20 protein-coding genes are annotated in these 22758 nt (G+C 52.8%); 3 read left to right on the forward strand and 17 right to left on the reverse strand.

Annotated elements, in window-relative coordinates; genetic code table 11:
• Nucleotides 1–30 precede the first annotated feature (30 nt).
• The 10 genes from F556_RS0111005 to F556_RS0111050 all read right to left on the reverse strand — a co-directional run bounded on the left by F556_RS0111005 (nucleotide 31) and on the right by F556_RS0111050 (nucleotide 14976).
• Nucleotides 31–1491, reverse strand: coding sequence for a CoA-acylating methylmalonate-semialdehyde dehydrogenase (locus F556_RS0111005; RefSeq protein ID WP_020617005.1), 1461 nt, complete (start codon nucleotides 1489–1491; stop codon nucleotides 31–33).
• A 25-nt stretch (nucleotides 1492–1516) separates the two neighbouring features.
• Nucleotides 1517–2518 (reverse strand): 5-dehydro-2-deoxygluconokinase, encoded by a 1002-nt coding sequence (gene iolC, locus F556_RS0111010; protein ID WP_026297232.1) that lies wholly within the window; start codon nucleotides 2516–2518, stop codon nucleotides 1517–1519.
• Complete coding sequence (gene iolE / locus F556_RS0111015; protein ID WP_020617007.1) at nucleotides 2496–3422, reverse strand: myo-inosose-2 dehydratase; 927 nt, start codon at nucleotides 3420–3422, stop codon at nucleotides 2496–2498. The genes iolC and iolE overlap by 23 nt, the downstream gene beginning before the upstream one ends.
• Nucleotides 3423–3427: 5 nt before the next feature.
• Entirely contained in the window at nucleotides 3428–5311 is a 1884-nt protein-coding gene (iolD, locus tag F556_RS0111020; protein WP_020617008.1) for a 3D-(3,5/4)-trihydroxycyclohexane-1,2-dione acylhydrolase (decyclizing), read from the reverse strand.
• Nucleotides 5312–5400: 89 nt separating this feature from the next.
• Entirely contained in the window at nucleotides 5401–7179 is a 1779-nt protein-coding gene (locus F556_RS0111025) for a hypothetical protein (protein WP_020617009.1), read from the reverse strand.
• Nucleotides 7180–7220: 41 nt separating this feature from the next.
• Nucleotides 7221–8096, reverse strand: coding sequence for a carbohydrate ABC transporter permease (locus F556_RS0111030; RefSeq protein ID WP_020617010.1), 876 nt, complete (start codon nucleotides 8094–8096; stop codon nucleotides 7221–7223).
• Nucleotides 8097–8121: 25 nt separating this feature from the next.
• Nucleotides 8122–9024 (reverse strand): ABC transporter permease, encoded by a 903-nt coding sequence (locus tag F556_RS0111035; protein WP_020617011.1) that lies wholly within the window; start codon nucleotides 9022–9024, stop codon nucleotides 8122–8124.
• Nucleotides 9025–9207: 183 nt separating this feature from the next.
• Nucleotides 9208–10827 (reverse strand): extracellular solute-binding protein, encoded by a 1620-nt coding sequence (locus tag F556_RS0111040; protein WP_020617012.1) that lies wholly within the window; start codon nucleotides 10825–10827, stop codon nucleotides 9208–9210.
• Nucleotides 10828–11066: 239 nt separating this feature from the next.
• A complete protein-coding gene (locus F556_RS0111045) occupies nucleotides 11067–13325 on the reverse strand; it encodes a helix-turn-helix domain-containing protein (RefSeq protein ID WP_020617013.1) in 2259 nt (752 codons plus the stop codon).
• 283 nt (nucleotides 13326–13608) lie between these two features.
• Nucleotides 13609–14976, reverse strand: a complete 1368-nt coding sequence (locus F556_RS0111050) for a hypothetical protein (RefSeq protein WP_020617014.1) — start codon at nucleotides 14974–14976, stop codon at nucleotides 13609–13611.
• 225 nt (nucleotides 14977–15201) lie between these two features.
• Here F556_RS0111050 and F556_RS0111055 point away from each other — a divergent pair, with 225 nt between their 5' ends.
• Nucleotides 15202–15510, forward strand: coding sequence for a hypothetical protein (locus tag F556_RS0111055; RefSeq protein WP_026297233.1), 309 nt, complete (start codon nucleotides 15202–15204; stop codon nucleotides 15508–15510).
• On the opposite strand, the gene F556_RS0111060 is transcribed toward F556_RS0111055, so the two are convergent.
• From F556_RS0111060 to F556_RS0111080, 5 genes are all read right to left on the reverse strand, one after another.
• Nucleotides 15448–16173, reverse strand: coding sequence for an ATP-binding cassette domain-containing protein (locus tag F556_RS0111060; RefSeq protein ID WP_020617015.1), 726 nt, complete (start codon nucleotides 16171–16173; stop codon nucleotides 15448–15450). The genes F556_RS0111055 and F556_RS0111060 overlap by 63 nt on opposite strands.
• A complete protein-coding gene (locus tag F556_RS0111065) occupies nucleotides 16170–17489 on the reverse strand; it encodes a hypothetical protein (protein ID WP_020617016.1) in 1320 nt (439 codons plus the stop codon). Before F556_RS0111065 ends, F556_RS0111060 begins: the two co-directional genes overlap by 4 nt.
• Before the next feature lie 26 nt (nucleotides 17490–17515).
• Entirely contained in the window at nucleotides 17516–18292 is a 777-nt protein-coding gene (locus tag F556_RS0111070) for a hypothetical protein (protein ID WP_020617017.1), read from the reverse strand.
• Between the two features lie 99 nt (nucleotides 18293–18391).
• Complete coding sequence (locus tag F556_RS0111075) at nucleotides 18392–18772, reverse strand: GntR family transcriptional regulator (RefSeq protein WP_245583044.1); 381 nt, start codon at nucleotides 18770–18772, stop codon at nucleotides 18392–18394.
• A 150-nt stretch (nucleotides 18773–18922) separates the two neighbouring features.
• Nucleotides 18923–19354: a CBS domain-containing protein gene (locus tag F556_RS0111080; protein WP_020617019.1), complete on the reverse strand. Its 432-nt coding sequence runs from the start codon at nucleotides 19352–19354 to the stop codon at nucleotides 18923–18925.
• A 132-nt stretch (nucleotides 19355–19486) separates the two neighbouring features.
• Between F556_RS0111080 and F556_RS0111085 the strand changes: the two genes are divergently transcribed.
• Nucleotides 19487–19708 (forward strand): DUF2905 domain-containing protein, encoded by a 222-nt coding sequence (locus F556_RS0111085; RefSeq protein ID WP_020617020.1) that lies wholly within the window; start codon nucleotides 19487–19489, stop codon nucleotides 19706–19708.
• Between the two features lie 3 nt (nucleotides 19709–19711).
• Here the strand turns inward: F556_RS0111085 and chrA are convergent, their stop codons facing one another.
• Nucleotides 19712–20917 carry a chromate efflux transporter gene (gene chrA, locus F556_RS0111090; protein ID WP_026297234.1) on the reverse strand — a complete coding sequence of 402 codons (1206 nt, stop codon included), beginning with the start codon at nucleotides 20915–20917 and terminating at the stop codon, nucleotides 19712–19714.
• Between the two features lie 185 nt (nucleotides 20918–21102).
• Here chrA and F556_RS0111095 point away from each other — a divergent pair, with 185 nt between their 5' ends.
• Nucleotides 21103–22242 carry a zinc-dependent alcohol dehydrogenase gene (locus tag F556_RS0111095; RefSeq protein WP_020617022.1) on the forward strand — a complete coding sequence of 380 codons (1140 nt, stop codon included), beginning with the start codon at nucleotides 21103–21105 and terminating at the stop codon, nucleotides 22240–22242.
• Nucleotides 22243–22302: 60 nt separating this feature from the next.
• Here F556_RS0111095 and F556_RS36185 read toward each other — a convergent pair whose 3' ends face one another.
• The gene (locus tag F556_RS36185) at nucleotides 22303–22740 is read right to left on the reverse strand and encodes a PH domain-containing protein (protein WP_020617023.1); all 438 of its coding nucleotides are present in this window, start codon (nucleotides 22738–22740) and stop codon (nucleotides 22303–22305) included.
• Nucleotides 22741–22758 lie beyond the last annotated feature (18 nt).

A 22758-nucleotide genomic window follows, 5' to 3' on the forward strand; every position in this document is an offset into this window, starting at 1 on the left:
TATCGTATAGGAATCTTGCGATGATGTAGCTTACCAGCGTGCCGTAACCATTTTCTTGCGGGTGTAGAACTCGACGCCGTCGCCGCCATTGGCATGCAGATCGCCATAGAAGGATTTTTTCCAGCCCGAGAACGGGAAGAATGCCATTGGTGCAGGGACGCCAAGATTGATTCCCAGCATGCCGGCATCGATCGTTTCCCGGAACTGCCGCACGGCGCTGCCATCCTGCGCGAACAAGCAGGCACCGTTGGCGAACTCGGAATCGTTGGCGAGCTCAATCGCTTGCTCCAGCGTCTCCGTGCGAACAATCGAGAGAACCGGCGCAAAAATCTCATCCTGCCAGATTTTCATCTGCTGCGTCACCTCGTCGAAGATCGTTGGACCCACGAAATAGCCCTCGCCTTCAACAGCCGCATCCTGACGCCCGTCACGGACAAGCCGCGCGCCCTCTTGCTCGCCGCGATCAATATAGCCCAGCGTACGTTCCTTGTGTGGCCCCCGAATGACCGGACCCAGGAACACATCCTTCTCCATCCCGTTGCCAATAACGATCTTGTCTGCCGCTTCCTTCAGCTTGGCGACGAGTGTATCCCCGACATCGCCTACGGCTACAACGACCGCACAGGCCATGCAACGCTCGCCGGCTGAGCCGAATGCAGCTGCCGTGATCTGCTGGACAGCAGCATCCAGATCGGCATCAGGCAGTACGATGGAGTGATTCTTGGCTCCTGCCAGCGCTTGCACCCGCTTGCCGTGTGCGGTACCGGTTTTGTACACATACTCTGCCACCGGCTGCGAACCGACAAATGAGATGGCCCCAACATCGGCGTGCTCCAGCAAGCCATTCACGACATCATGCGCCCCGTGTACGATGTTAAGTACGCCTTCCGGCAATCCAGCTTCAGCGAATAGCTCGGCCAGACGGTTCGCCAGCAGTGGCGTCCGCTCGGACGGCTTCAATACGAAGACATTACCGCAGGCAATGGCGAGCGGAAACATCCAGCAAGGCACCATCATCGGGAAATTGAACGGCGTGATGCCCCCTACGATGCCGACCGGGTACCGATACATGGCAGATTCCAGCGATGTAGCGATATCTGGCAGCACTTTGCCCATCATCAGCGTCGGCGCGCCAGCGGCGAACTCCACGCATTCGATGCCGCGCTGCACTTCGCCATATGCCTCTGCGTAACTCTTGCCATTCTCGCGCGTAATGATCTTGGCCAGTTCCTCCCAATGCTCGACAAGCAGCTGCTGATAACGGAACAACAGACGAGCCCTGCGCGGTACGGCGGTACGGCTCCAGCCCGGATAAGCAGCCTTGGCCGCTGCCACGGCTGCATCCAGATCGGCGCGGGTGGACAATGGGACCTCGGCGATTACTTCTCCGGTCGCAGGGTTGTAGACCGGTTCCGTCGTGCTGGATGCGGAGTCGACCCATTGGCCGCCAATGAAGTTTGTGATGACATGTGCTTGTTTGGTAGTTGTCATAAGGATTGCGAATCTCCCTTCATAGTTAAGCTTGCTGCATCGTATGGGTATCGATATAGTTCTGGACGGCGTCTGCCGTTGGCATGGCATCGGAGCAGCTATGGCTCGACACGACGATCGCTGCCGCCGCGCTGCCATACTGCATGCTACGCTCAATGGACCAGCCCTGCATCAGACCATACAGGAACCCAGCCGCGTAGGAATCCCCGGCTCCGAATGTCTTGACGACTTCCGCCCGATAGCTGCCCGTGCGGTGACTGCCGCCATCGCGGGTATAGGCGATTGAGCCTTCCTTGCCATGCTTGATAATGACGACCTGTCCCCGGTAATCGAACCATTTGGAGGCGGTGATCCGGTCTTCATGGCCGGGGTTATCCTCATGCCGCTCCATCATGTCAAACTCTTCTCTGGTTCCGATAATGATGTCGCAGTGCTCGGCTGCCAGGTTGTAGTAGGTCGCTGTTTCGTCCTGCGAGGTCCAGGTATACGGACGATAATCCAGGTCAAAGGCGATAATGGCGCCGTGCTTGCGGGCATAAGCCAAGGCCTGGAACACCGCTTCCCGGGAAGGACTCTTGGCAAGTGCCGTGCCGGAGATGAGCAGCAGCTTGGCACCGGCGATCAGGGATTCCTGCACTTCGCCCGTTTCCAGGAGCAGGTCGGCCACATTATCCCGGTACATCAGAATGCTGCAATCCGTCGGGCTCTTGATCTCCGTGAACGCCAGACCTGTCACTGCTCCGGTATGATCCGTGACCACACCCGATGTTTCAATGCCATTCTGCTCCAGATAACGGACGATGAAGCGGCCCATCTGATCGTCGGCGACCTTGCCAACAAAGCCGCTCCGGAGACCCAGACGTGCCATGCCGATGCAGATATTGGCTGGCGAACCGCCAACATATTTGGTGAAGGTTACGGTATCCTCCATCGGGCGGTTGATTTCGTTGGCGTTCAGGTCAATGCACAACCGGCCGACGGCTACAAAATCAAGGGATTTCTGTTCAGGAAATGCAATCATGTTCATTGTCTCCTTTCATCAAGCCATCCAAGTAGTTGAGCGCCCGCTCAGCGTATTGACGCGGCGGATGCAGCGCGGGATCTTGCTCGCCTTCGAGCATCGCCCAACCGTCATAGCCGCGGGTATACAGCTCCCGGATAATCGGGGCAAAGTCGAGCGCTCCATCGCCTGGTAGTGTGAACACTCCTTTGCGGACACAGCCGATGAAGTCCGTCCCATCCTGGGCAGCCTGCTGCAGCACTTGCGGCCGCACATCCTTCAAGTGCACATAAGCGATGCGGTCATAATGCTTGCGCAGGACACTTAGCGGATCTGCACCTCCGAAGTAGGCATGGCCGGTATCGTAGAGCAGGTGGACATGAGCCGGATCTGTCAGCTCCATCAATCGGTCGATCTCCTCCGGGCGTTCGACAACGGTTCCGCCATGATGATGGTATGTCAGCTTCAGACCGTATTCACCGGCAATGGCTCCAGCCTGATTCAGTCCTTCGGCCAGCGCCTGCCAGCCTGCTTCATCGAGCCTGGCCACCTCCTTCTCATGCGGTGTCCGTCTCGGGTCGAAATGCTGTGAACCACCGATCTCGGCGGTACTCACCACCTTGCAGCCCATCTCGCTCAGAAACTGTACATGGCTGCGATAGGCCGCCAGCTCTTGCTCACGATAGGACGGATCAGAGAACAGCACGGACTTCCACTGTGACACGAGCTGAATGCCGCGGGCGTCGAGCTCCCGCTTTAATGTCACGGGGTCCGTCGGATACTTGCGTCCCATCTCCGTGCCGCGCAGGCCCAAGGCCTGCAGATCATCCATAATGGTCTCAAATGTTGTATCGGCTCCATGCTCCTTCACATCTTCGCCCACCCAGTTGATCGGATGCGCTCCGATCTGAAATGGCAATTGATTCAGCATAGCAACTACTCCTTCCCGTTCAAATGATAGAGTTCACTGGCTTCATGCGACCGTTCGGCCATTTCTTGAGCCGCGGCCCGCACCTTGTCGCTCTCGGATACCTCCGGCACACCGACGCGCCACCAGGACTCGTAGCCGGATGTGTTCGTGCCTGGCAGCACCTTGATGTCCAGCAGTGAAACGCCAGGATAGGCCTGGGATTCATGCAGCGCCTGACGCAGCTCCTCCACTGTGCTGGCCCGCCACGTCTTGGCCCCCATACTCGCGGCGTGAGCGGCAAAATCGATGGGCAGATAGTTGCCGGTCAGGCGGCCGCTAGCTCCATCCCTGCGTCGGAATTCATTGCCGAAGCCATCGCTGCCATGGCCGCGCTGCAGATTGTGAATGCACTGGAAGCCGTGGTTATCCAGCAGCAGTACGGTCAGTTTGACGCCTTCCTGAATCGCTGTCAGCAGCTCGGAGTGGAGCATCAGGTAACTGCCGTCGCCTACCAGCGCATAGACATTGCGGTCGGGCTCAGCGAGCGCAGCCCCAAAAGCGCCGCTTACCTCGTACCCCATACAGGAAAAGCCATATTCCATATGGTAGGTGCCGGGCTCTGAAGGACGCCAGAGCCGCTGCAGATCCCCTGGCAGGCTGCCAGCTGCACAGACGATAACATCCGAAGGCTGCAGAGACTCATTAATGACACCGAGTACACGAGTCTGCACCAAGCCTTCCTCCGATTCCAACGCATAGAGACGGTCCACTTCGCTCGTCCATTCCGCTTGTCGCTCTGCCAGCTCACCGGCGGCATAACCGCTGAGGTAACCGCTATCCCTAAGGGCATGCTGCAACGCCTGAATGCCTTCTTTGGCATCCGCCGTGAGTGGCACCCCCGAGAGCTTGAAGGTGTCCGCTCCGTTAATGTTCAAGTTCACGAATCGAACATCTGGGGCAAAGGCCGATTTGGATGCTGTGGTGAAGTCGGAATATCGTGTGCCGATACCGATGATCACATCGGCTTCCTTCGCCAGACGGTTAGCAGCCAGCGTACCTGTAACCCCTATCCCCCCCATGTTCAACGAATGATTCCACGGCAGAATACTCTTGCCTGCCTGGGTCTCTGTCACCGGGATTCCGAACTGTTCAGCGAAATTCGCCAGCTCCTTACCAGCATCCGCATAGTGTACGCCACCCCCGGCGACGATAAGCGGCCGCCGGCTGGCAGTGATTACGGCTGCCGCGCGGGTGACCGCATCTGCTGCAGGTGGTCTGCGCTCAATCACATGTACCCGCTTGTCAAAAAACGATAGCGGATAATCGTACGCCTCGGCCTGCACATCCTGTGGCAGCGCCAGCGTAACGGCGCCAGTCTCGGCTGGATCGGTCAGTACCCGCATCGCCTGCAGTGCAGCGCTGATGAGCTGCTCCGGGCGGACGATCCGGTCCCAGTATCGGCTGACCGGACGAAAGGCATCTACCGCCGACATCGTATAATCGCCTGGTACCTCTAGCTGCTGGAGCACCGGATCGGGCTGACGGCAAGCAAAGTTGTCACCAGGCAGGAGCAGGACGGGAATCCGATTTACGGTAGCTGTAGCAGCGGCCGTCACCATATTGAGGGCCCCCGGACCAATGGAAGAGGTGCAAGCATAGATTTGCCGACGCTTGCGCTGCTTGGCAAAAGCAGCCGCGGCATGCACCATGCCTTGCTCGTTTTTGCCCTGGATGAAGGTGAGCGAACCCGGACTGCGCTCAAGCGCTTCCCCGAGTCCTGTCACATTGCCATGTCCGAAAATTCCCATGACCCCTTGTACAAACTTGAACTCATGGCCGTCAACCGAGACATATTGCTGGTCCAGAAACTTGAGCAGCGCCTGAGACATCGATAAGCGAATGGTCGTCATAAAGTCTCCTCTCGTTGGGTTAAGCGCTTAACCCACATCTAAAATAAATTGCCCTGCAAGTGTTCTTGCCCCGGTGCAGGACGCAGGACCTAATCCGCCTGCACCGGGCTTGTGGCCGGTAGTACTGGATCTGCCGGGGACAGCGTAATCCGGAAGGTGTGATCATACGGCGTAAGCAAATTGACCAGGACCGTACGGCATTGCTCGGGATACACCGTTCGCAGTGACGGAGCCAAATGGTCTTGTGAGCCGCCATCGATTGCAATCCAGTCGTCTCCCGCACTTAATTTCACACTGCCTTGCGTCAGCATGAAGCGGTTCGGAGCTTGCTCCACCAGATGCTCCCCTGCCAGTTCACCCTCGCTACTGAGCAAAAAGGACACCTGGGTCATCAGCAGCTCCGGCTCGTCGCAGCGGATCCGAATGAGCCACCCCTCCCCGTCCTCGGTTAGATCAACCTGCAGACGATGCTCCTGTTCATGCGTAATTTCCCGCAAATGATGCGGCAGCAAATACCAGGGGCTGCATGGTGTGGTAGCGGTCTCAGGAAGCAGATCGCCTCCCAGAGGGCCGTAATAACCCTTGGTTTCCCGGGCGCTAAGCCGATAGCCCTGCTCCGCCACTTCTAGCTGCTGGAGCTTGACGAAGCCCGGCTCGAAGGCAGTAGCGACCTGAACACCAAGCAGACGGGCTGAGCCATGACGCAGGGAGAAAAAGGACTGGCTCTCCGTCATCACGGTAGCGCTCGTACGGCCTTCGCGGTGCCGGGCCACCGCTGCCCCAAATTCCGTATGCATGCGGCTATGATAGATGACTCCAGCATGGCCTGCATGCTTCATGTCCTGCAAATAGCGGGCCCGTGGCACATCGGCATTAAAAACGATCCGGTAACGCTCCGGCAGTGGAGCGGAGGCGGCCTGGATCTGCAGCAGATCCGGATATCGCAGCACGCCTGTCAGGGTGTGGTTTGGCAGGCCCCCCGGTAGGGTTAGCGCTTTCCCTGCATGCGCAGCGAGTGCTGCAATTTCGGGAGTTGCCCCCTCCCTGCTCATAAGCGATGCGATGAGAAAGTAGGTTGAGGCCTGGGCTGCTGTTCCAAAATCCTGCCGGCCTGAGTAGTCAGTGACCACTTCACCGTCCGGATGAATCATGTACGTCATCATCTGCAGATTGCGCCGGACAGGATCCAGCAGCTCCGGCATGTCGAACTGTTCAGCCGTGTAATACAGGGATAAATCGCTGACGGAATTGTAAATGCCGTTGCTGCGCTCTGTCCACTCTCCGTCGGCCGTACAATCCATTCCCTCGGCGAGCCATTCCCCAGCCCGCTGTCGGAGCGCCATGTCTCCGGTAAGCCGGTAGAGAAACCCTAATGCGGCAGTCAGTACCCAACGGTGATTGGGCGTATGGCAGCCGCCCGTAAGCATCGCTGGAACTGTGCGTTCCAGAAACTGCCGAATCGTTCCGGCTGCCGCCTCCAGAGGCTCCCAGTCGCTGGCGGTCAGCAATTCATAGATCTGCGCCAGACCGCTGATGACAAAAGCCGTATCCGGCGGCGAATGCATGTTGGTAAACCCTGGTGAAATTGTACCATCGCGATGCTGAGACCGCAACTGAAAGCTTGCAGCGAGTGCCAGCCGCTCTGCCAGCTGTTCGTCCCGATAGTACCGCGAATCCTTACACAGCAAGGCAGTTGCCCATGTTGCAATATACGTCGGTGCCCCGCTCACGTGACTGGGCCAGGCCACGCCCGTCAGCGGATCCCGAATTCCGCCATAGAAGCGGCTGCCCGGCTCCAATACTTGTCGCTCCATCCCGATCTGAGCCCACTCATCGTTGATGGCGACGATTTTCTCGTACGCTTGCATTCCATCTTCACCTCCCAGCCCGGTAGCGGGCTGTTGCTGGACTATCCTTTCACTGCTCCCAACATGACACCATTAACAAAGAAGCGCTGCAGCCACGGATACACGAGCAGAATCGGCACCGTTGCGAAGATAACGCTTGCAGCCTTCAAACTTTCGGGTACAAGCAACATGTTACGCTGGCCGCCTTCATTTTTCAATAAGTCTGTGATCATGGAATTCTGGACCATCTGATACAATTTGAGCTGAAGCGGATACAATTCGGGACTGGTAATATACATCAGTGTATCCTGGAATCCATTCCAACGGCCAACTGCGTAGAACAGACTAAGGGTCGCCAAAACCGGCAGCGACAGCGGCAGCATAATGCTTATGAGCGTCCGGAAATGGCTGCTGCCATCAATTTCTGCAGATTCTTCGAGACTTTCTGGTATGTTGTTAAAAAACGAGACCATGATGATCAGATAAAACGGATTAATGAGGCCCGGCAAAACCAGTGCCCAAATGGAATCAAGCATGCCCAGATTACGGACCAGAATATATTCAGGGATAATGCCCCCGCTGAAGAACATGGTAATCACGACGATCAACATCATCGTTTTGCGTCCTTTTAGCTTTTTGCGGGAGAGCGGATAGCCCAAGATAATCGTCATGAGCATGCACATCACGGTAAACAACAGGGTTAAGGCAATGGTAAAGAACATCGAGCGAATCATGGAGGCGTCAGAGAATACTTTGGCATAGGCTTCCATCGTAAAATCAACCGGGATCAGACTAACCTTGCCTGAGGTGATCGGACCTGCCGAGCTAAGGGATATCGCTATCAAATGCACAAATGGAGCCAGGCATAACAAGGTAGTTACGGTTAGAATGATGACAGTGGTCATGTCGAACCAGCGGCTAGCAGTCTGTTCTTTCATAGGGAGATGCTCCTTTCATGGTTGATTAAAGAATGCTCTCGTCGGTCAGTTTCTTGGAGGTATAGTTAGCTCCCAGAACAAAGATCATGCCGACAACGGCTTGGAACAGGCCGACGACTGTAGCCATTGTATATTGTCCGGATTGTAATCCGACGCGATATACAAACGTACTGAGCACATCCGAGTACTCCCTTACCGCCAAGTTACCGATGACATAGGGACGATCAAAACCGATGGAAATCATGTTGCCCAGATTGATAATGAGCAGGATGACAATAGTCGATTTCAAACCAGGCAAGGTGATATGCCAGATTCGTTTCAGTCGACCGGCGCCGTCAATGCTGGCTGCCTCAAACAACTCCTTGTTAATACCCGTCAGCGCTGCAAGGTAAATGATGGTTCCCCAGCCTGCGCTCTGCCATACACCGACAAGCAGGTACGTAACGAGCCACTCATTCTTGCTAGTTAGGAACGGAATCGCTTCAAAGCCGATGCTAGTAATCAGGTTGTTAATCATGCCCGACTGCGTACCGAACACCTGATAGACAATCCCGCCAATAATAACCCAAGAGATAAAATGCGGAATATACAGGACGGTTTGCGAGAGACGCTTGAACCAGACGATCTTCATCTCATACAGCAGGATCGCAAGAATGAGCGGTGCCGGGAAGGAAACCAGCAAATCCAGGAAATTCAGCATGAGTGTATTCCGGAGCGCAAGATAAAAATCCCGCATCCCAAAAACTTCTCTGAAGGCATCAAATCCAATCCACTGACTTCCAAGAATACCTTGAAAGAAGTTGAAATCCTTGAAGGCAATCTGGATCCCGTACATCGGACCATATCGGAAGATGAGAAAATATGCCAGTGGAAGTACAACGAGCGCGTACAATTGCCAATAACGAGTGAAATAACTTTTAAAGCTCATGACTACCCCTCCTAAAAGTTTTCCGAAGGAAAACTCACTTCGGAAGCCTACGCTTAAGTTTTCCGAAGGAAAACTAACTTCGAAAGCATATGCTTACGTATCCTGTACCGAAGGTCGTAAAGTTGATGTGGGAAAGCAGCGATCGCGAATAAACGATCACTACTTTCCATCACATTTGGTTCCTTAACCGTTCAGTTCTGCGTACAACTGCGTCCGCTCATCCAGGATCGCCTGACCGCCATTTGTCATGTAATCATTCAACATGTTTTCAAAGACGGTATCGAATTGGTCGGGGGAAGCCATGGTCGATTTCACAATCAGCTCGTTAAACTTGTCTTGCAGGGTCGTTGCATATTTGGTTTGTGCTTCAATCGGTCTGCCGGTAACGACCATTTCAACGGTATCGCGATTCGCAATCTCTTGAGCCAGGGCAACATCTTCCTGATAACGTGTCGGGAATTGCAGTTTACGCGCTTTCATATTGTCCTCTTCACTGCCCAGTTGCTTGCCGTTGGAGATAATCGCCATGTCACCACTGATGAACATGCGGTCGATGGCTTCTTGGCTTGGGTTTTCGAGCGCAACCGGAATCCCGTCTTCCAGCGTGAAGTTTTCGCCTTCTACGCCGTTCTGAATATGGAACAAGTGATCATCAGAAGCCATCCACTCCAGGTACTTCATAGCCTCCACCGAACGCTGGCTGGATTTTGGAATCATAATGTACATGCCGTTTGGTGCATATTTAGGCTTCACATATTTGCCTTCCGAATTGGTAAATACATCGATAGGCAGCACATTGGCGTTCGCTTCATTTGCTTTGAGAATATCGTAGGTCCCGTTTTCGTAATACAAATTGACATCATCTTCGGAGAAAAATCCTGTCTTGCCGCTGGAAATGTCCTCGTAGAATTTCTTCTTGTCCTCATCCAGGCCGAAATCTTTACTAATCAAGCCTTCGTTGTACAGCTTATTCATAAAGGCCAGACCCTCTTTGAAACCTGGCAGCAGCGTTGGATAGTCATTGGAGCCGAGCTGCTGTGTCAACGTGAATCTCTCTTCATCGCTAAGCGGCTCAATAAAGGACCACAGCATCGTCTCATACTGCGCAGAAGCAATGGTCATGCCGAATGGGATGACTTGGCCGCCAGTTTGCCCAGGATCCTGTTCTTTAAAGGCTTTCAACGTTTCATACAGCTCATCCGTTGTTGTCGGAACCGGCATGCCCAGCGCATCGAGCCAGTCTTGACGGATAAAGGATGAATACTTACCTGTGTTAGAGCGTTTGGCTGGAATGGAGAATTGTGTGCCTTCAAACTTACCGTATTCCAGAACGTCATCGCCCAGGAATGCCTTCAGGTTGGGGGCATGCTCATCCAGCAACGGGCCGACATCTGTCAATCCTCCTTGGCTCGCATAGCGGTTGAACGTGTTGGGATCATACGTAAATACAATATCGGGAACGTTACTGCCGCTGGACATCAGGACGTTCAACTTCTCGATTTCTTCAGAGCGCGGGACAGGAACAAACTCGACATCGATATTATTGGGATCGCCGAAGCTTTCTTGAACATAACGCGTCATATAGTTATCTTGAATGGTCATGCCCGTCGGCGTATTGCCCCGGTCAAACACCTCAATCTTCAGCGTTACGCGTTCGCCGTTCCCACCCTCAGCTGCGCCTCCCGGGTTGCTCTGTCCATTATTAGAAGAACATGCTGATACGAAGAGTGTGCTGAGTACGACCGCCGACACCAGTGCTTTGGAAGACATGCGACGTTTGTTATGCGTGTGTTGTCTGTTCATTCCTACCCCTTCTTTCCTTCAGAAATGTTTCCGGTCTGGAGCGAAAGCGCTTTTACCAAGCTGTCGATCGTGTGTGATCCGGATTGACCACAGTATGGCATAGCCGAAAAGCAGGCAGCAATAAACCAGTTTCGAATGCATAAACTTCAGACGAAAACATGCAATATCTGGAACAATAAACTGTCTTCGCATGCTAAACCAAATTCCCGAAACCCTGATCTGGCGCGGGTTTCCGCGTGCTAGCGTGACGAGTTGGGCTTCATCTGCAGCTTGCGATAATCCCCCGGCGTGACCCCGATAATCCGTTTAAACACCCGTCCGAAGGTAATCGCATTGGCGTACCCCACTTGAAGAGCGATCGTTCCAATCGGATCGGTTGTCTCCGAGAGCAAGTGCTCGGCACGCTCCATTCGGAGCTGAACGATGAAGTCGACAAATTTCATATTGAATTCCTCTTTGAACAGATAGCTGGCATATTTGCCGGATATATTAAACCGGTCGCTCAAATGCTTGAGAGAAAGATCCGGGTTTTCAAAGTTCTCTTCAATGTAGGCTCTAATCTCGGTTATCATTGCCCGGTGATTCTTGGATTCGCTGTGGGCCACATAGGTACGATAAATGTCTGTCAACTGTTCCAAATATAAGTCATTGAGCTGGTCTAACGTATCCTTGGTCTCCGCCTGCCTGTTTAATTCCTGCATGACTTCCGGCGTGAAACGCTCCTGCAGCTCTTCCGAGATTTCGGATAATTCGCTGCTGAGCATATCCATCATCGTTCCCAGAATCATCCGGATTTCCTCATCCTTGAGACGATCTCGCCTCAGCTCTTCAAACAGTCGATCGATGGCTTCCCGCCAGTCGCCGCTTAGCAGCCGGAATGCCTTGACCAGCTCGGCGCTCAGCTGCATATATTTGTACCAGGTTTTATTACTGTTGCCGGGTAGCTCCTCGCTCATGATGATGGAATGCTCGCCCATGGCCAAACGATGTTCCAATGCCAGCATTGCGGCTTTGTAGGATGCCTGCAATCCTTCCATCCCTTGGTCGAACGAGCCTACCCCGAATCGCAGCGTCATACGCAGATTGGATTGAATCCAGCCGCCACCCGTATCCACAAACGAACGGACACGGGCCTTGGCATCCGCATCGGCCTCACTGAAGCCCAGAATCAACCCCATCCGATTTTCCCCAATCCACTCCGGCCAACCATGCATACCTCGATCCTGGCTTAGCTCTTGAATCACATTCATGAGGGCGAATTTCAGCGTATGCTGGTCGCGGATGGAATAATCGCTGCGGAAATGTCCGTATTGGGCAATCTCGACGACGACAAAAACGGACTGGACAATCTTCGTATCTTGCGGGAGGATTTTCAACCTGTGCATGCGCGTGTTAATCTCTGCTGCTTCCGGCTCTCCCTGGATTAGATCATAAAATAACTGCCTTCTGCTTGCTTGCAGGCTCTCGTTCTGCCGCTTCTCAAAATCCGCACTTTGCTCGATCAGGCTCTCCAGCGTACGATCAATCATGGACAGTTCATCCATTTTGCGTCCGACCTCTCCCCGATTCATCTGAATCGACTCAATGCGATTCAACATGATGCGGATCGGTCGATAGTTCTTGCGTGTAATGTAGATGATGTACAATATCGCGAGTAGTACCGTGACGATGCCTATGACAATCCACACATAAGAAATGACAGAAACCCAGAGGAACAGCTGGCCAGCCGTGCTGCCGCTGACGAACTCCCATCCGAGCGTATCAAACTGCTGACGATTCAATACTCTTCCGTCGGGCTCATCCTTCTCAAAGCTGCTGGCCCCATGGGTTGAAAAAATCGGCTCTCCATGACGATCCATAATACTGAGGAATGACAGCTCATTGTTGTTCATCGTCCGAATCATCTGCTCAATGGCGTACATATCGAGATTGATTACAACAAGGCCCCCATTGCCAAAAGGCAGCGGTTGTCTTTTATACATGGACAAGACCTGCTTCACGCGGTTCGGCGAACGCTCTTGATAATCCCTTAGCTCCGACCACCCATCGAAGGCTGGATTCTCCAGCGCTTGCAGAATAAACGCTCGGTCCGAGTAAAATGCCAGCGGAAACAAGCCGTCCTGAGTTAACACTGTTTCGTCTTCCGCCCGATACAAGTAGACTGAATCGATAAGTGTCTCTCCTGCCGCCAACGTGCGCAGACTATCCGCAACATCGTAGATGATCTCAACATCCTGTTCGGTCTGGGAGACACTCAGGAATTGTTGAAAGCGATTATTTTTTTGGACGACCTCGAGCAGGTTCATTTCAATATCTACCAAAGATCTGGATAAGCGATCAATTGTATATTCCGTTGTAATTCGGTCGGCTTTGACCGTTTCTTTGTGAGAAATATCCGTTACTATGATAAACGATAGAAAAATCAGGATCGTCACAGTGATCAGGAAGATCGGAAAATAAGAAAACAGCATCTGGCGGTACCAGTTGTTCTTCAGCAAGTGAATCCCCCTCATCCAAATGACAGATGGCGCCAGTAGGGTAAGCGCTTACTCTAGTGTAAAACAATTAAGGGGAAGAAGCAACCAGGAGACGTGAGGTTTTTTTACGGGGCCGGGTCACGGCGATTATAGCAGAACGAGGGAACGGGGCTCAACCCCCGAAATATGGTAGGGGCGGGCGGAAGGTCAAGTTTAGGTGCTAAGGCTTCGGTAAAGCGTTAGCGCCGCATAATATTACCATGAAAAAAGCGGTGCTGAATAGCACCGCCTGATTGGTATGAGATTACAGGGATTCACCATGCAGGTAGTTGAAGAACGGCTTGTCTACCCAGAATTGGTAAGGTGTGATGATTGCTTCCGGATCAATTGCTTTGAAGCCTTCCACGACGCGCTCGGAGTCTTCATTTAGCGAGAACGGATGCACGCTGTATGTGCTGTCTGGATCAGTAATCAGGTTATTGGTGATCACTTCGTAGTCCGCCAGCTCGGTTTCGGAGAAATAGAGCGGCTGCCACCACGATCCATGAATCAGACCTTGCTGATCTGCAGCATTCTTCTTGGCATACGTAAGGATGACATCTTGGAACGCCGCTTTATCAGCCGCATTGTCAAATTCGAATACCAGATCATACTCCAGCGAGAAGGCAATGTAGTTTCCATTTTCGATTTGTATAACGTTTGGACCCGGGTCGCCCCACTCTGCCAAATGCAGGAATGCAGAGGTTTTTGGCTCATATTGCACTTTGGCATTCAGGTGCTCACTCTTCAGCAGACCCACCAGTTGGATGGCATGCTTCAGATTGGAATGACCATAAGTCAGAGTCAGCTCAGGAATAAAGTTAGCATCATAGCGGGAATCTTTGATATTGTAGCCGGTAACCAGCTCTTGCTCGAGTGCTTCGTTCACCAAAGCTTGCAGCTTCGGTGCTTCGAACAGATCTGCTGTTTTGTTAGCCGTCTGAAGCTTCGCTGCAATGTCTTGGTCATATACATAACCAATGTACTGCTTGTACAGGCCTTTGTTGATCAGTACTTGACCAAGCAAGCTGTTGACCAGGGATTCGCTAGCTGTATGATGAGGTTTGTAGTTGGCATGCCATGTCGCAGGTAGCAGGCCAGTATCCACTGCTGCAGCCAACTCTTGCGCCATGTTCTTGCTCAGCTCGCCGCTTTTCACACCCAGTTTCGCCAAGACTTGATTCACTTTCGCATCCGGATACGAGTAAGCCAACTCCTTGAGACCAGCTGCACGGATCGCAATCGAAACCGCTACGCTGTTCGTCAGTGTCTGGTTGGCTTGGATAGCCGGGCCAGAGAGGATGCCCTGCTGGTACAGTGCAGCTGCATCAGCAAAAAGCGGATGGGTCGATGTCAAATCCGAGAAGACCGCTTCTTCGCCAGACGGAGTCAAGCTCAGAATATCAGCGACAGCAGCAATGAACTGGCCTTTGGTGACCGTGCCTTGCAGGCTAACGTCATATTTGGATTGCAGGAACTGCTGGTACTGCGATGGTCCTTCGGCATAAGCCTGCTGCGAAGCGTGAATTGCCACTGGCTCGGCGGCAAATGCAGCGGTGGAAGAGAACATCAGGGTTGCGGAGAGTGCGACAGCGGTGAGCCATTTTGGTGAGAAACGCGGTGAATGAGTCAACTAGGATACCCCCATCATCATGTAATAATCCCGATCCTTTTCGTCGGATAAAGATAATAATGAAGTATATGATGAATCTGGAAGGGTGTCAATGGCAATAAAATGCCATTGGTTTGGTCGAAATGGATGGGTGCGTTTACAAAACCTAAACTTAGGGTATGCTGCGCAAAAACAGCACACATACAATTATGAATCCCGCCTGGTGGCATGGGAACGCTCATTTAGGTGCACATTGGCACTTATTTCCCGCCTATTGGTGGGGGAACGCTCATTCAGGTGCACTTTGTTACTTATTTCGCGCCTGATGGTGAGATCGAGCTCATTCAGGTGCACTTTGTTACTTATTTCGCGCCTGATGGCGGGATCGAGCTCATTCAGATGCACTTTGTTACTTATTTCGCGCCTGATGGCGGGATCGAGCTCATTCAGGTGCACTTTGTTACTTATTTCGCGCCTGGTGGCGGGGGACGCTCAATAGCTGTCCTCCAGAAAGCGCTGGATCCGCTCATCATTGCGTCCGGAGGATTCGGCTAGCAGCTCGGTCAAGCTACCGCCCTGCTCGCGGAGCTCGTCGATCTGTACATCCGCCTTCAACCGGCCGTGATGGAGAACGATGGCACGGTCGATGACATTCTCGATTTCGCTGATCAGATGGGTGGCAATGAGAAGGGTCTGGTCTTCACGCAGACCCGATACGGCCAGCTGTATGAATTCTTTGCGGCTCAACAGATCCTTGCCCTGGAAGGGTTCATCCATTAGAATAAGCCGGGCGGATTTGGCGAGGCCCGCGCTGATCTCCACCTTCAGCTTTTGTCCCTTGGAGAAGGTACGCAGCTTGCGGGTTTCGGGAATCTCATAAAATGCTAGCAAACGATCGTAACGAACCAGATCGAAGCGTGGAAAAAAACCTGCCAGATAGGCGCCGTATTCCCTCGGGGTCATGTGCGGAAAAAAGCTGCCCTCTTCACTAATGTAGGCCATCTCACTATAGTGCTCCTGTGGACTGCCGCCCAGCACCTTGATCTCTCCACTGCTCAGCTCGGTGATACCCATGATCGTCTTGAGCAAGGTCGTTTTCCCGCTTCCGTTTGCGCCGAGCACCCCAACGATTTCGCCTGCACCAATATTCAGCTGCTCCAAATAAAACGCGACACCTGTACCTGGATATCGTTTCTCCATATAGCTTCCTTGAATCATGGTCTTCCCTCCTCTCCCGCCTTCTGAATGTCAATCCGCTCCAGCGTACGATTGGAAGACGTGTCGCCGACAAGCCCCCGATCGGGCATCTGATAGACGGTTTGGAAGCTGTCTCCGATTACTTTACCCGTCAGTTCACCGGAATAGATACGCTCACCAGATTCGTAGACATAGATAGCGACTTGATGAGGTTGACCGTGAATACTCATAACTCCCGGTATGCCGGATTCGATAGCCTCATAGCGAATCAGGTACTGTCTGCCATGATGCCAGCTCATGTGGGCCACTGCCTTGGTAGCGAATTGTCGCTCAGGCTTCATTTCCTCAGTAGACAGCCCTAATAATGAAATGCCGTCCGATACATCCAGACTGATCACGGTCGTATCCAACAGTCCAGCATCTCTGCCATTCGTAATAAAATAAAGATGCAGCATGTCCGCCGATTCATCAGCAACAACTTCATAGTTATATCGATAGCTGAAGCCGCTTGGTGCAGTTTCGCCAAACCGGACGGCGTCAATTGTTGCCTTGCCCAATTCCTGGCCGGTAGCTGGATCATATCCTGTTGCAGTCAGTACGCCATTCTCCGAGGTTATCAGCACGAGTTGATCCCCAACGGCTTCAAGACCGATGATTTCAACGGTAGTACCATTACTGGAATCTGCTGCATTACCATCCAACACAATCTCAGCCACCTTGCGGTTTTCTGCTGATTCTCCTCGGCGCACCATATCTTCTGTAATAAAAGCCAATTCATAAATAGACGTGGAACCAGTATAGTCTATCGTTGTCGGTAAAATATAATAAACACTTTCTCCGATATGCGTAATCCCATACTCAACCGGGTTCGTAAAAGTCCGCCCCATGACAGCTCCTTTAATTGGCGTATATCGCATTTCTGGTCTAATAGTCGCTGTTCCATAGGAAATCCCATTTAATTGATCCTCACGCGTGATAATATGCTCATCAATATAGTCCTGCACACGAATCTGAGAATTCCCCATCCAATAGGTGAAAAAACTCGTCCCATAACGCCAAGGCTCCAGTGCCCTTGCCAGCGGATAAATCTCCGTCGATGCCGTACTTCCATAATTCGAGATGGTGAAGTCCGTCTTGTGATAGCTGTCGCCAAACGTTCCGTTTATCACCAGCCCCTCTAGCACTTCCGGGTCCCCAGACAAGTGGCGGATTGTGACCATCGGACGCTCCCGGTCCGCTTGGAGTGGAAAGTATAGCAGGGCTGAACCCAATCCAATGGCTAGCAAAACGATGAGTACAAGGTGAAACTTAAGGTGCTGTTTTATGGTGTCCATCATGACTTATCTCCCTCCTTGATGTGGCCTCATGCAATTGCACGTCTGCGGACAAGCCTGCTGCCCAGTATGATGAATAGAACCGCTAGCCCTAACAAGACCAAGCTTCCCAAGTATACCCGGCTGAAGCCAATCTCCCCGTAGAAGGGGTCGGAAGTCCGGACACGAATTTCACGGACAAAAAAGAACAAGGCTGGCAGAAGCAGCGGCAGTCCGCCGAACCGCCTGCTCCGCTCGCACAACAGAACATAGAACAAGCCTGATAACAGGACGAGCGCCAGACTCACACTGGAGAGTACGCCCTCCCACGTCATGGGCAGGAGCAAGCGCAAGAAGGAGGAGCGAATGACAGCCATCAACCAGCCGCCCGCCCATGTCCAATCCTCGCTGCTATATCGCTGGATCGCCCCCTGGACCAGACTGTAACCCAGTCGCATCCCCAGAACATAAGACACCACAAATAGCATTAGGGCCACCGCATAGGCTGTCAGCTTGCTCCAATAGACGGCAGAAGCTCGTATCGGCAAGGTCAGTAAAGTATAGATGCTTTTGCTTCCCCAATAGTTGCCGTACAGATTAAGTGCGAATAATCCCATCAACAAGATCAGCAGCATGGCAAAAGCAACAACGCTCCCCGAGGCGGCGTACAGCTCCTCAAAACGCATCAGCGCAGTTTCGCGTGACATGGAGCTCACGGTAAGCTGCAGCAATAACAGCTGAATGCCGACGCCTAACCCGCAGAGGAAAAGTAACCCCCACATCATCGATTGCAGTTCTGTATTTAGCAGCCGATAGTATCCCTTCATGAACGAACCCTTCTTCCATGTATTATATAAGTAGTACACGTTAGTCATACAAATAAAAATGCAGATCGGCAGTGGTTTGTTGCGTCACCGCATCAGTGATTACTCCTTGCGACCTGCATCGTCTTCTCTCTCACGGTCCCACAGCTCGCTGACCAGTTCAACAACCCGCTTGAAGGAGAGGTTAATTTCCTGGGCAGACTGTATAAATTCTGTCACCAGCTCGTGCGTTAACTCATTCTCGATGGTTTCTCTGATTTGTTCATCTACATAGATGACACTGCCTTGATTGCCTACCGTATGTACATAGCCTTCGTCCTCCATCAGCTTGAACGCTTTTTGCACCGTATTGGGATTGATCTGCAGCTGAGCGGCAATCTCCCGCCTGGAGGGCAGCCGGTCACCAGACTGTGCCTCACCAAGCAGAATCTGTCGCTTCACGTGCAGAGCAGCCTGCAGATAGACCGGATCCCGTGTATTCAACTTTAGACCATAAAAGCTAAGCATCCGAGCTATCACCTGCTTTCATCCTATGCGTGTATTATCACAGTAATACACGAGGTTTGTCAAGCATGCAAAAAAGGCCCGGACTTCCCGCATGAGGAAATCTGAGCCAGTAGCAGCGATAACCGCCTAGTGGAATGTAGAATTGTGATGCTCGGAAATTTCATTCAGCGCCTGACCGGCTTCATTGACGAAAATCTCGCGTACCGCCAAGTCGCCCAGTGAAACAACACCCAGCAGATGGCCATTCTCCACGATTGGCAGACGGCGGATTTGCTCGGATGCCATGATGGAAGCCGCTTCGTCAACGCTTAGGCTTGGTTCAGCAGTTCGGATGTCCTTGGACACGAATTCACCGATCGCCTTGCTTGGGTCGTGACTCTCGGCACAACAGCGGATGACCAAATCACGGTCAGTGATGACGCCAATCAGCTTGGACTGATCCGTTACGGGAATAAATCCGATGTCGTGGGATTTCATTAATTGTGCCACTTCCTGAATGGAACTGTTCATTGAGGCGGTTACGCACTCTTGAGACATAATATCAGCGATTGTACGCATACTAAATTCCTCCTTCTCGTTTTGACCTGTTTAGGCTGTCCGCCCCCATGCGGTTTTATGCAGGGCAACCCTCAGCATGACAAGAGAAGGGTAATCTTGGTACAATGACAGGAAAACGGAGGTGAAGCAGCAGTGAATTCATTCCCGAAGCTTCTGATCGGTGCCGGGGTCATCCTCGTCGTTATTGGGCTGATCTGGATGGTAGGCGGCCGTTTCTTCAACCTCGGACGGCTACCCGGAGATGTTGCATACGAAAAAGGCAACGTTCGGTTCTACTTTCCGATCGTTACCTGTATCGTCATTAGTGTCGTATTGTCCCTCATCTTTTACGTCGTGCGGTTGTTCAATAAGTGAATCTTAAATCATTGTCAACAGCATGCCGCCCCCTGCCCCCGCGAGCACGACCAGCCAAGGCGGCAATTTCCATATAGCGAGAAACAAGTATAACAGAATGGCCAATGCTGCGTCTGCAGGCTGCAAGATCGCACTAGTGAAGATAGGGTTGTACCACGCGGCAATCAGCAGCCCTACGACAGCGGGACCCACGCCTGCCAGAGCAGACTGAATGGCGGGCTGCTGGCGCCAGCTATGCCAGAAGGGCAACGCGCCAATGACCAGCAGCAATCCCGGCAGGAAGATCGCCAGAGTGGCAAGGACAGCACCGCTCCATCCTCCCCAAATGCCCCCCAGATATGAGGCAAAGGTAAACAAGGGTCCGGGAACCGCTTGGGCAGCCGCATAACCAGCCAGGAACTGCTCTTCGCTAACCCATCCCGCCGGCACAACTTCGCGCTCTAGCAACGGCAGAACGACATGTCCACCACCAAATACGAGTGAGCCTGAACGATAAAAGCTGTCCGCAATAGCCAACCAGCCCATCTCGTAGAAGGAAGCCAGCAGCGGCAGTAGCAGGAACAAGCCAAAAGCAAGCCCCAATGCCACCCGCCCCGTCGCACGGCTGACCGGAACTAGCATCTCAGTTGTCGGGGGAAGGTCGTCGCGTTTGCCCAGCCACAGCCAGCCGCATAGTCCCGCCAAGACCAGCAGAACAAGTTGGATGGAGGCAGACGGCCAGAGCAGCATAACACCTGCGGTAAACGCCGCTATGGCACCGCGCATCGGACCTCTTGCCAATTGTCCGCCCATACCCAGCACCGCATGCGCAACGATGACAACGGCTGTGATCTTCAACCCATGAAGCCACCCAGCCCCTGACAGATCACCACTGACCAGCAGCATCGCAAACAAGGCCATCACGACCGCCGACGGCAGCGTAAAGCCTACCCAGGCTGCAACGCCTCCCCATAGACCGGCACGGACAACGCCGATCGCCGCTCCTGCCTGACTGCTAGCCGGTCCTGGCAGCAGTTGACACAAGGAGATCAGTTCAGCATACGCACGCTCGTCGATCCAGCGGCGACGCTTGACGTATTCCTGATGAAAATAGCCCAAATGCGCCGCGGGTCCCCCAAAAGAACTTAAACCCAGCATAAGCGCCGTTACAAACACTTCCCAAATCCGTGTGAAGGAGTGGCGTTGACTTGTAGCAGATGTCGGTTTCATGCCCTACCTTTTCTCTAATGAGGGGGTAGATTCCTTCTTGTGCTTCACACCGGAAGTTCTATTTACACAAGTTTAATATTGGGATCCGTTCTAAATTCCAGTTTTCTGACAGGGATGCAATTCCACTTTTTATCTCCTGCATATTAGGGTAATCCTAAGAAACCCAACAACAAGGAGGTACTATCATGAAAGCTGTCACGTATCAGGGAATCAAAAATATCGAAGTCAAGCAAGTGGAAGACCCCTCCATCCGCAAAGCCGATGATATTATTGTTCGTATTACCTCGACTGCGATTTGCGGCTCTGACCTCCATATTTATCAAGGCGCATTGCCGGCGAGTAAAGACTATGTCATCGGTCACGAACCGATGGGCATTGTCGAAGAAACCGGTCCGGAAGTGACCCGAGTCAAGAAAGGCGACCGTGTTGTCCTGCCGTTCAACGTATCCTGTGGACATTGTTTTTATTGCAATCATCAGATGGAGAGCCAATGTGACAATTCCAATGGCAATCCGGATGTTCATACAGGCGGTTACCTGGGCTTTACTGACCGTTATGGCGATTTCCCGGGCGGACAAGCCGAGCTGCTTCGGGTTCCTTATGGCAATTTCATGCCCTTCGTCGTTCCGCAATCCTGTGAGCTGGAGGACGAGGCACTCTTGTTTCTCTCTGACGTGCTCCCTACAGCTTATTGGAGTGTCGAGAATGCCGGCGTGAAGCCAGGAGACACCGTCACCGTCCTGGGCTGCGGTCCCATTGGCCTGATGACGCAGAAGTTCGCCTGGATGAAAGGCGCTTCACGGGTCATTGCAGTGGACAGATTGCCCTACCGCCTGCAGAAGGCCAAGCAGATGAATGATGTGGAAATTTACAATTTTGAAGAGTATGACAATATGGGCGCTTCCATTCGAGAAATGACCAGTGGCGGGACCGATGTCGTGATCGATTGTGTAGGCATGGACGGCAAGAAAACCACACTGGAGGAAATCGGCCAGAAACTGAAGCTGCATGGCGGTTCCTTGGGTCCGCTGGAGATCGCCTCGCAGGCGGTGCGCAAGTTCGGGACCATTCATATGACCGGCGTATACGGCTCCTCCTACAATGCGTTCCCGCTCGGCGATTTCTTCGAACGCAATATCAACCTGAAGATGGGACAAGCACCGGTTATTCATTATATGCCAGAGCTCTACCAGATGATTACGGATGGCAAAATCGATCCGACCGCTATTATCTCGCACCGGATTCCACTGGATCAGGCTGCGGATGCCTACCGTATTTTCAACGACCATGAGGACGAGTGTACGAAGGTTGTGCTGAAGCCATAATAATCTATTACACAGCAAAGAAGCCTGTTTCTGCAGCAGGCTTCTTTTGCTATATTCTTTTCAGTGTGATATCTCTCCGTCGCTCTGCAAGCCAGGGCACCGTCGTCTCAACTCCTCGATAAAACGTGCCTCCTCCAGGGGCGAGACGTGAACGTCATCAAAACGGCCATAGCGAATCTCCAGTCTATCAATGGAAGTTGCCGCAGAGGACATGACCGAGCGGGTGGGACGAACCGATTGCACACTCTCGTATGGAATGCGCTTCACAAATGGACCCGATTTGAGCACGAGTTGCTCCTGCGTAAAGGTATACCGCATATCCAGCCAGATCCAGGCAACGAACGCAGCACACCCCCAGCAAATGATTAGAGCAATCACCAATCCACTCGGATGCGGATTTTCTTCAAGCATGGGCGTCAGTCCAACCACTGTCATCAGTAGAATCGTGCCCCAGATTAAAATGGACAACCAGCGGTCCCGTTTGGGTCGAAAGGTCATTGTTCCTCCTTATGGTAA

This window comes from Paenibacillus daejeonensis DSM 15491 (assembly GCF_000378385.1).
Taxonomy (GTDB): domain Bacteria; phylum Bacillota; class Bacilli; order Paenibacillales; family Paenibacillaceae; genus Paenibacillus_D; species Paenibacillus_D daejeonensis.

What these genes read in the sequence shown, in the direction of transcription:
- iolE (WP_020617007.1), bottom strand. Translation starts at nt 3,422, where the DNA reads ATGCTGAATCAATTGCCATTTCAGATCGGAGCGCATCCGATCAACTGG.
- chrA (WP_026297234.1), bottom strand. Translation starts at nt 20,917, where the DNA reads ATGAAACCGACATCTGCTACAAGTCAACGCCACTCCTTCACACGGATT.
- F556_RS0111065 (WP_020617016.1), bottom strand. Translation starts at nt 17,489, where the DNA reads ATGATGGACACCATAAAACAGCACCTTAAGTTTCACCTTGTACTCATC.
- F556_RS0111080 (WP_020617019.1), bottom strand. Translation starts at nt 19,354, where the DNA reads ATGCGTACAATCGCTGATATTATGTCTCAAGAGTGCGTAACCGCCTCA.
- F556_RS0111095 (WP_020617022.1), top strand. Translation starts at nt 21,103, where the DNA reads ATGAAAGCTGTCACGTATCAGGGAATCAAAAATATCGAAGTCAAGCAA.
- F556_RS0111070 (WP_020617017.1), bottom strand. Translation starts at nt 18,292, where the DNA reads ATGAAGGGATACTATCGGCTGCTAAATACAGAACTGCAATCGATGATG.
- F556_RS0111060 (WP_020617015.1), bottom strand. Translation starts at nt 16,173, where the DNA reads ATGATTCAAGGAAGCTATATGGAGAAACGATATCCAGGTACAGGTGTC.
- F556_RS0111040 (WP_020617012.1), bottom strand. Translation starts at nt 10,827, where the DNA reads ATGAACAGACAACACACGCATAACAAACGTCGCATGTCTTCCAAAGCA.
- F556_RS0111005 (WP_020617005.1), bottom strand. Translation starts at nt 1,491, where the DNA reads ATGACAACTACCAAACAAGCACATGTCATCACAAACTTCATTGGCGGC.
- F556_RS0111030 (WP_020617010.1), bottom strand. Translation starts at nt 8,096, where the DNA reads ATGAAAGAACAGACTGCTAGCCGCTGGTTCGACATGACCACTGTCATC.
- F556_RS0111035 (WP_020617011.1), bottom strand. Translation starts at nt 9,024, where the DNA reads ATGAGCTTTAAAAGTTATTTCACTCGTTATTGGCAATTGTACGCGCTC.
- iolD (WP_020617008.1), bottom strand. Translation starts at nt 5,311, where the DNA reads ATGACGACCATTCGCTTATCGATGTCTCAGGCGCTGCTCAAGTTTCTG.
- F556_RS0111025 (WP_020617009.1), bottom strand. Translation starts at nt 7,179, where the DNA reads ATGCAAGCGTACGAGAAAATCGTCGCCATCAACGATGAGTGGGCTCAG.
- F556_RS36185 (WP_020617023.1), bottom strand. Translation starts at nt 22,740, where the DNA reads ATGACCTTTCGACCCAAACGGGACCGCTGGTTGTCCATTTTAATCTGG.
- iolC (WP_026297232.1), bottom strand. Translation starts at nt 2,518, where the DNA reads ATGAACATGATTGCATTTCCTGAACAGAAATCCCTTGATTTTGTAGCC.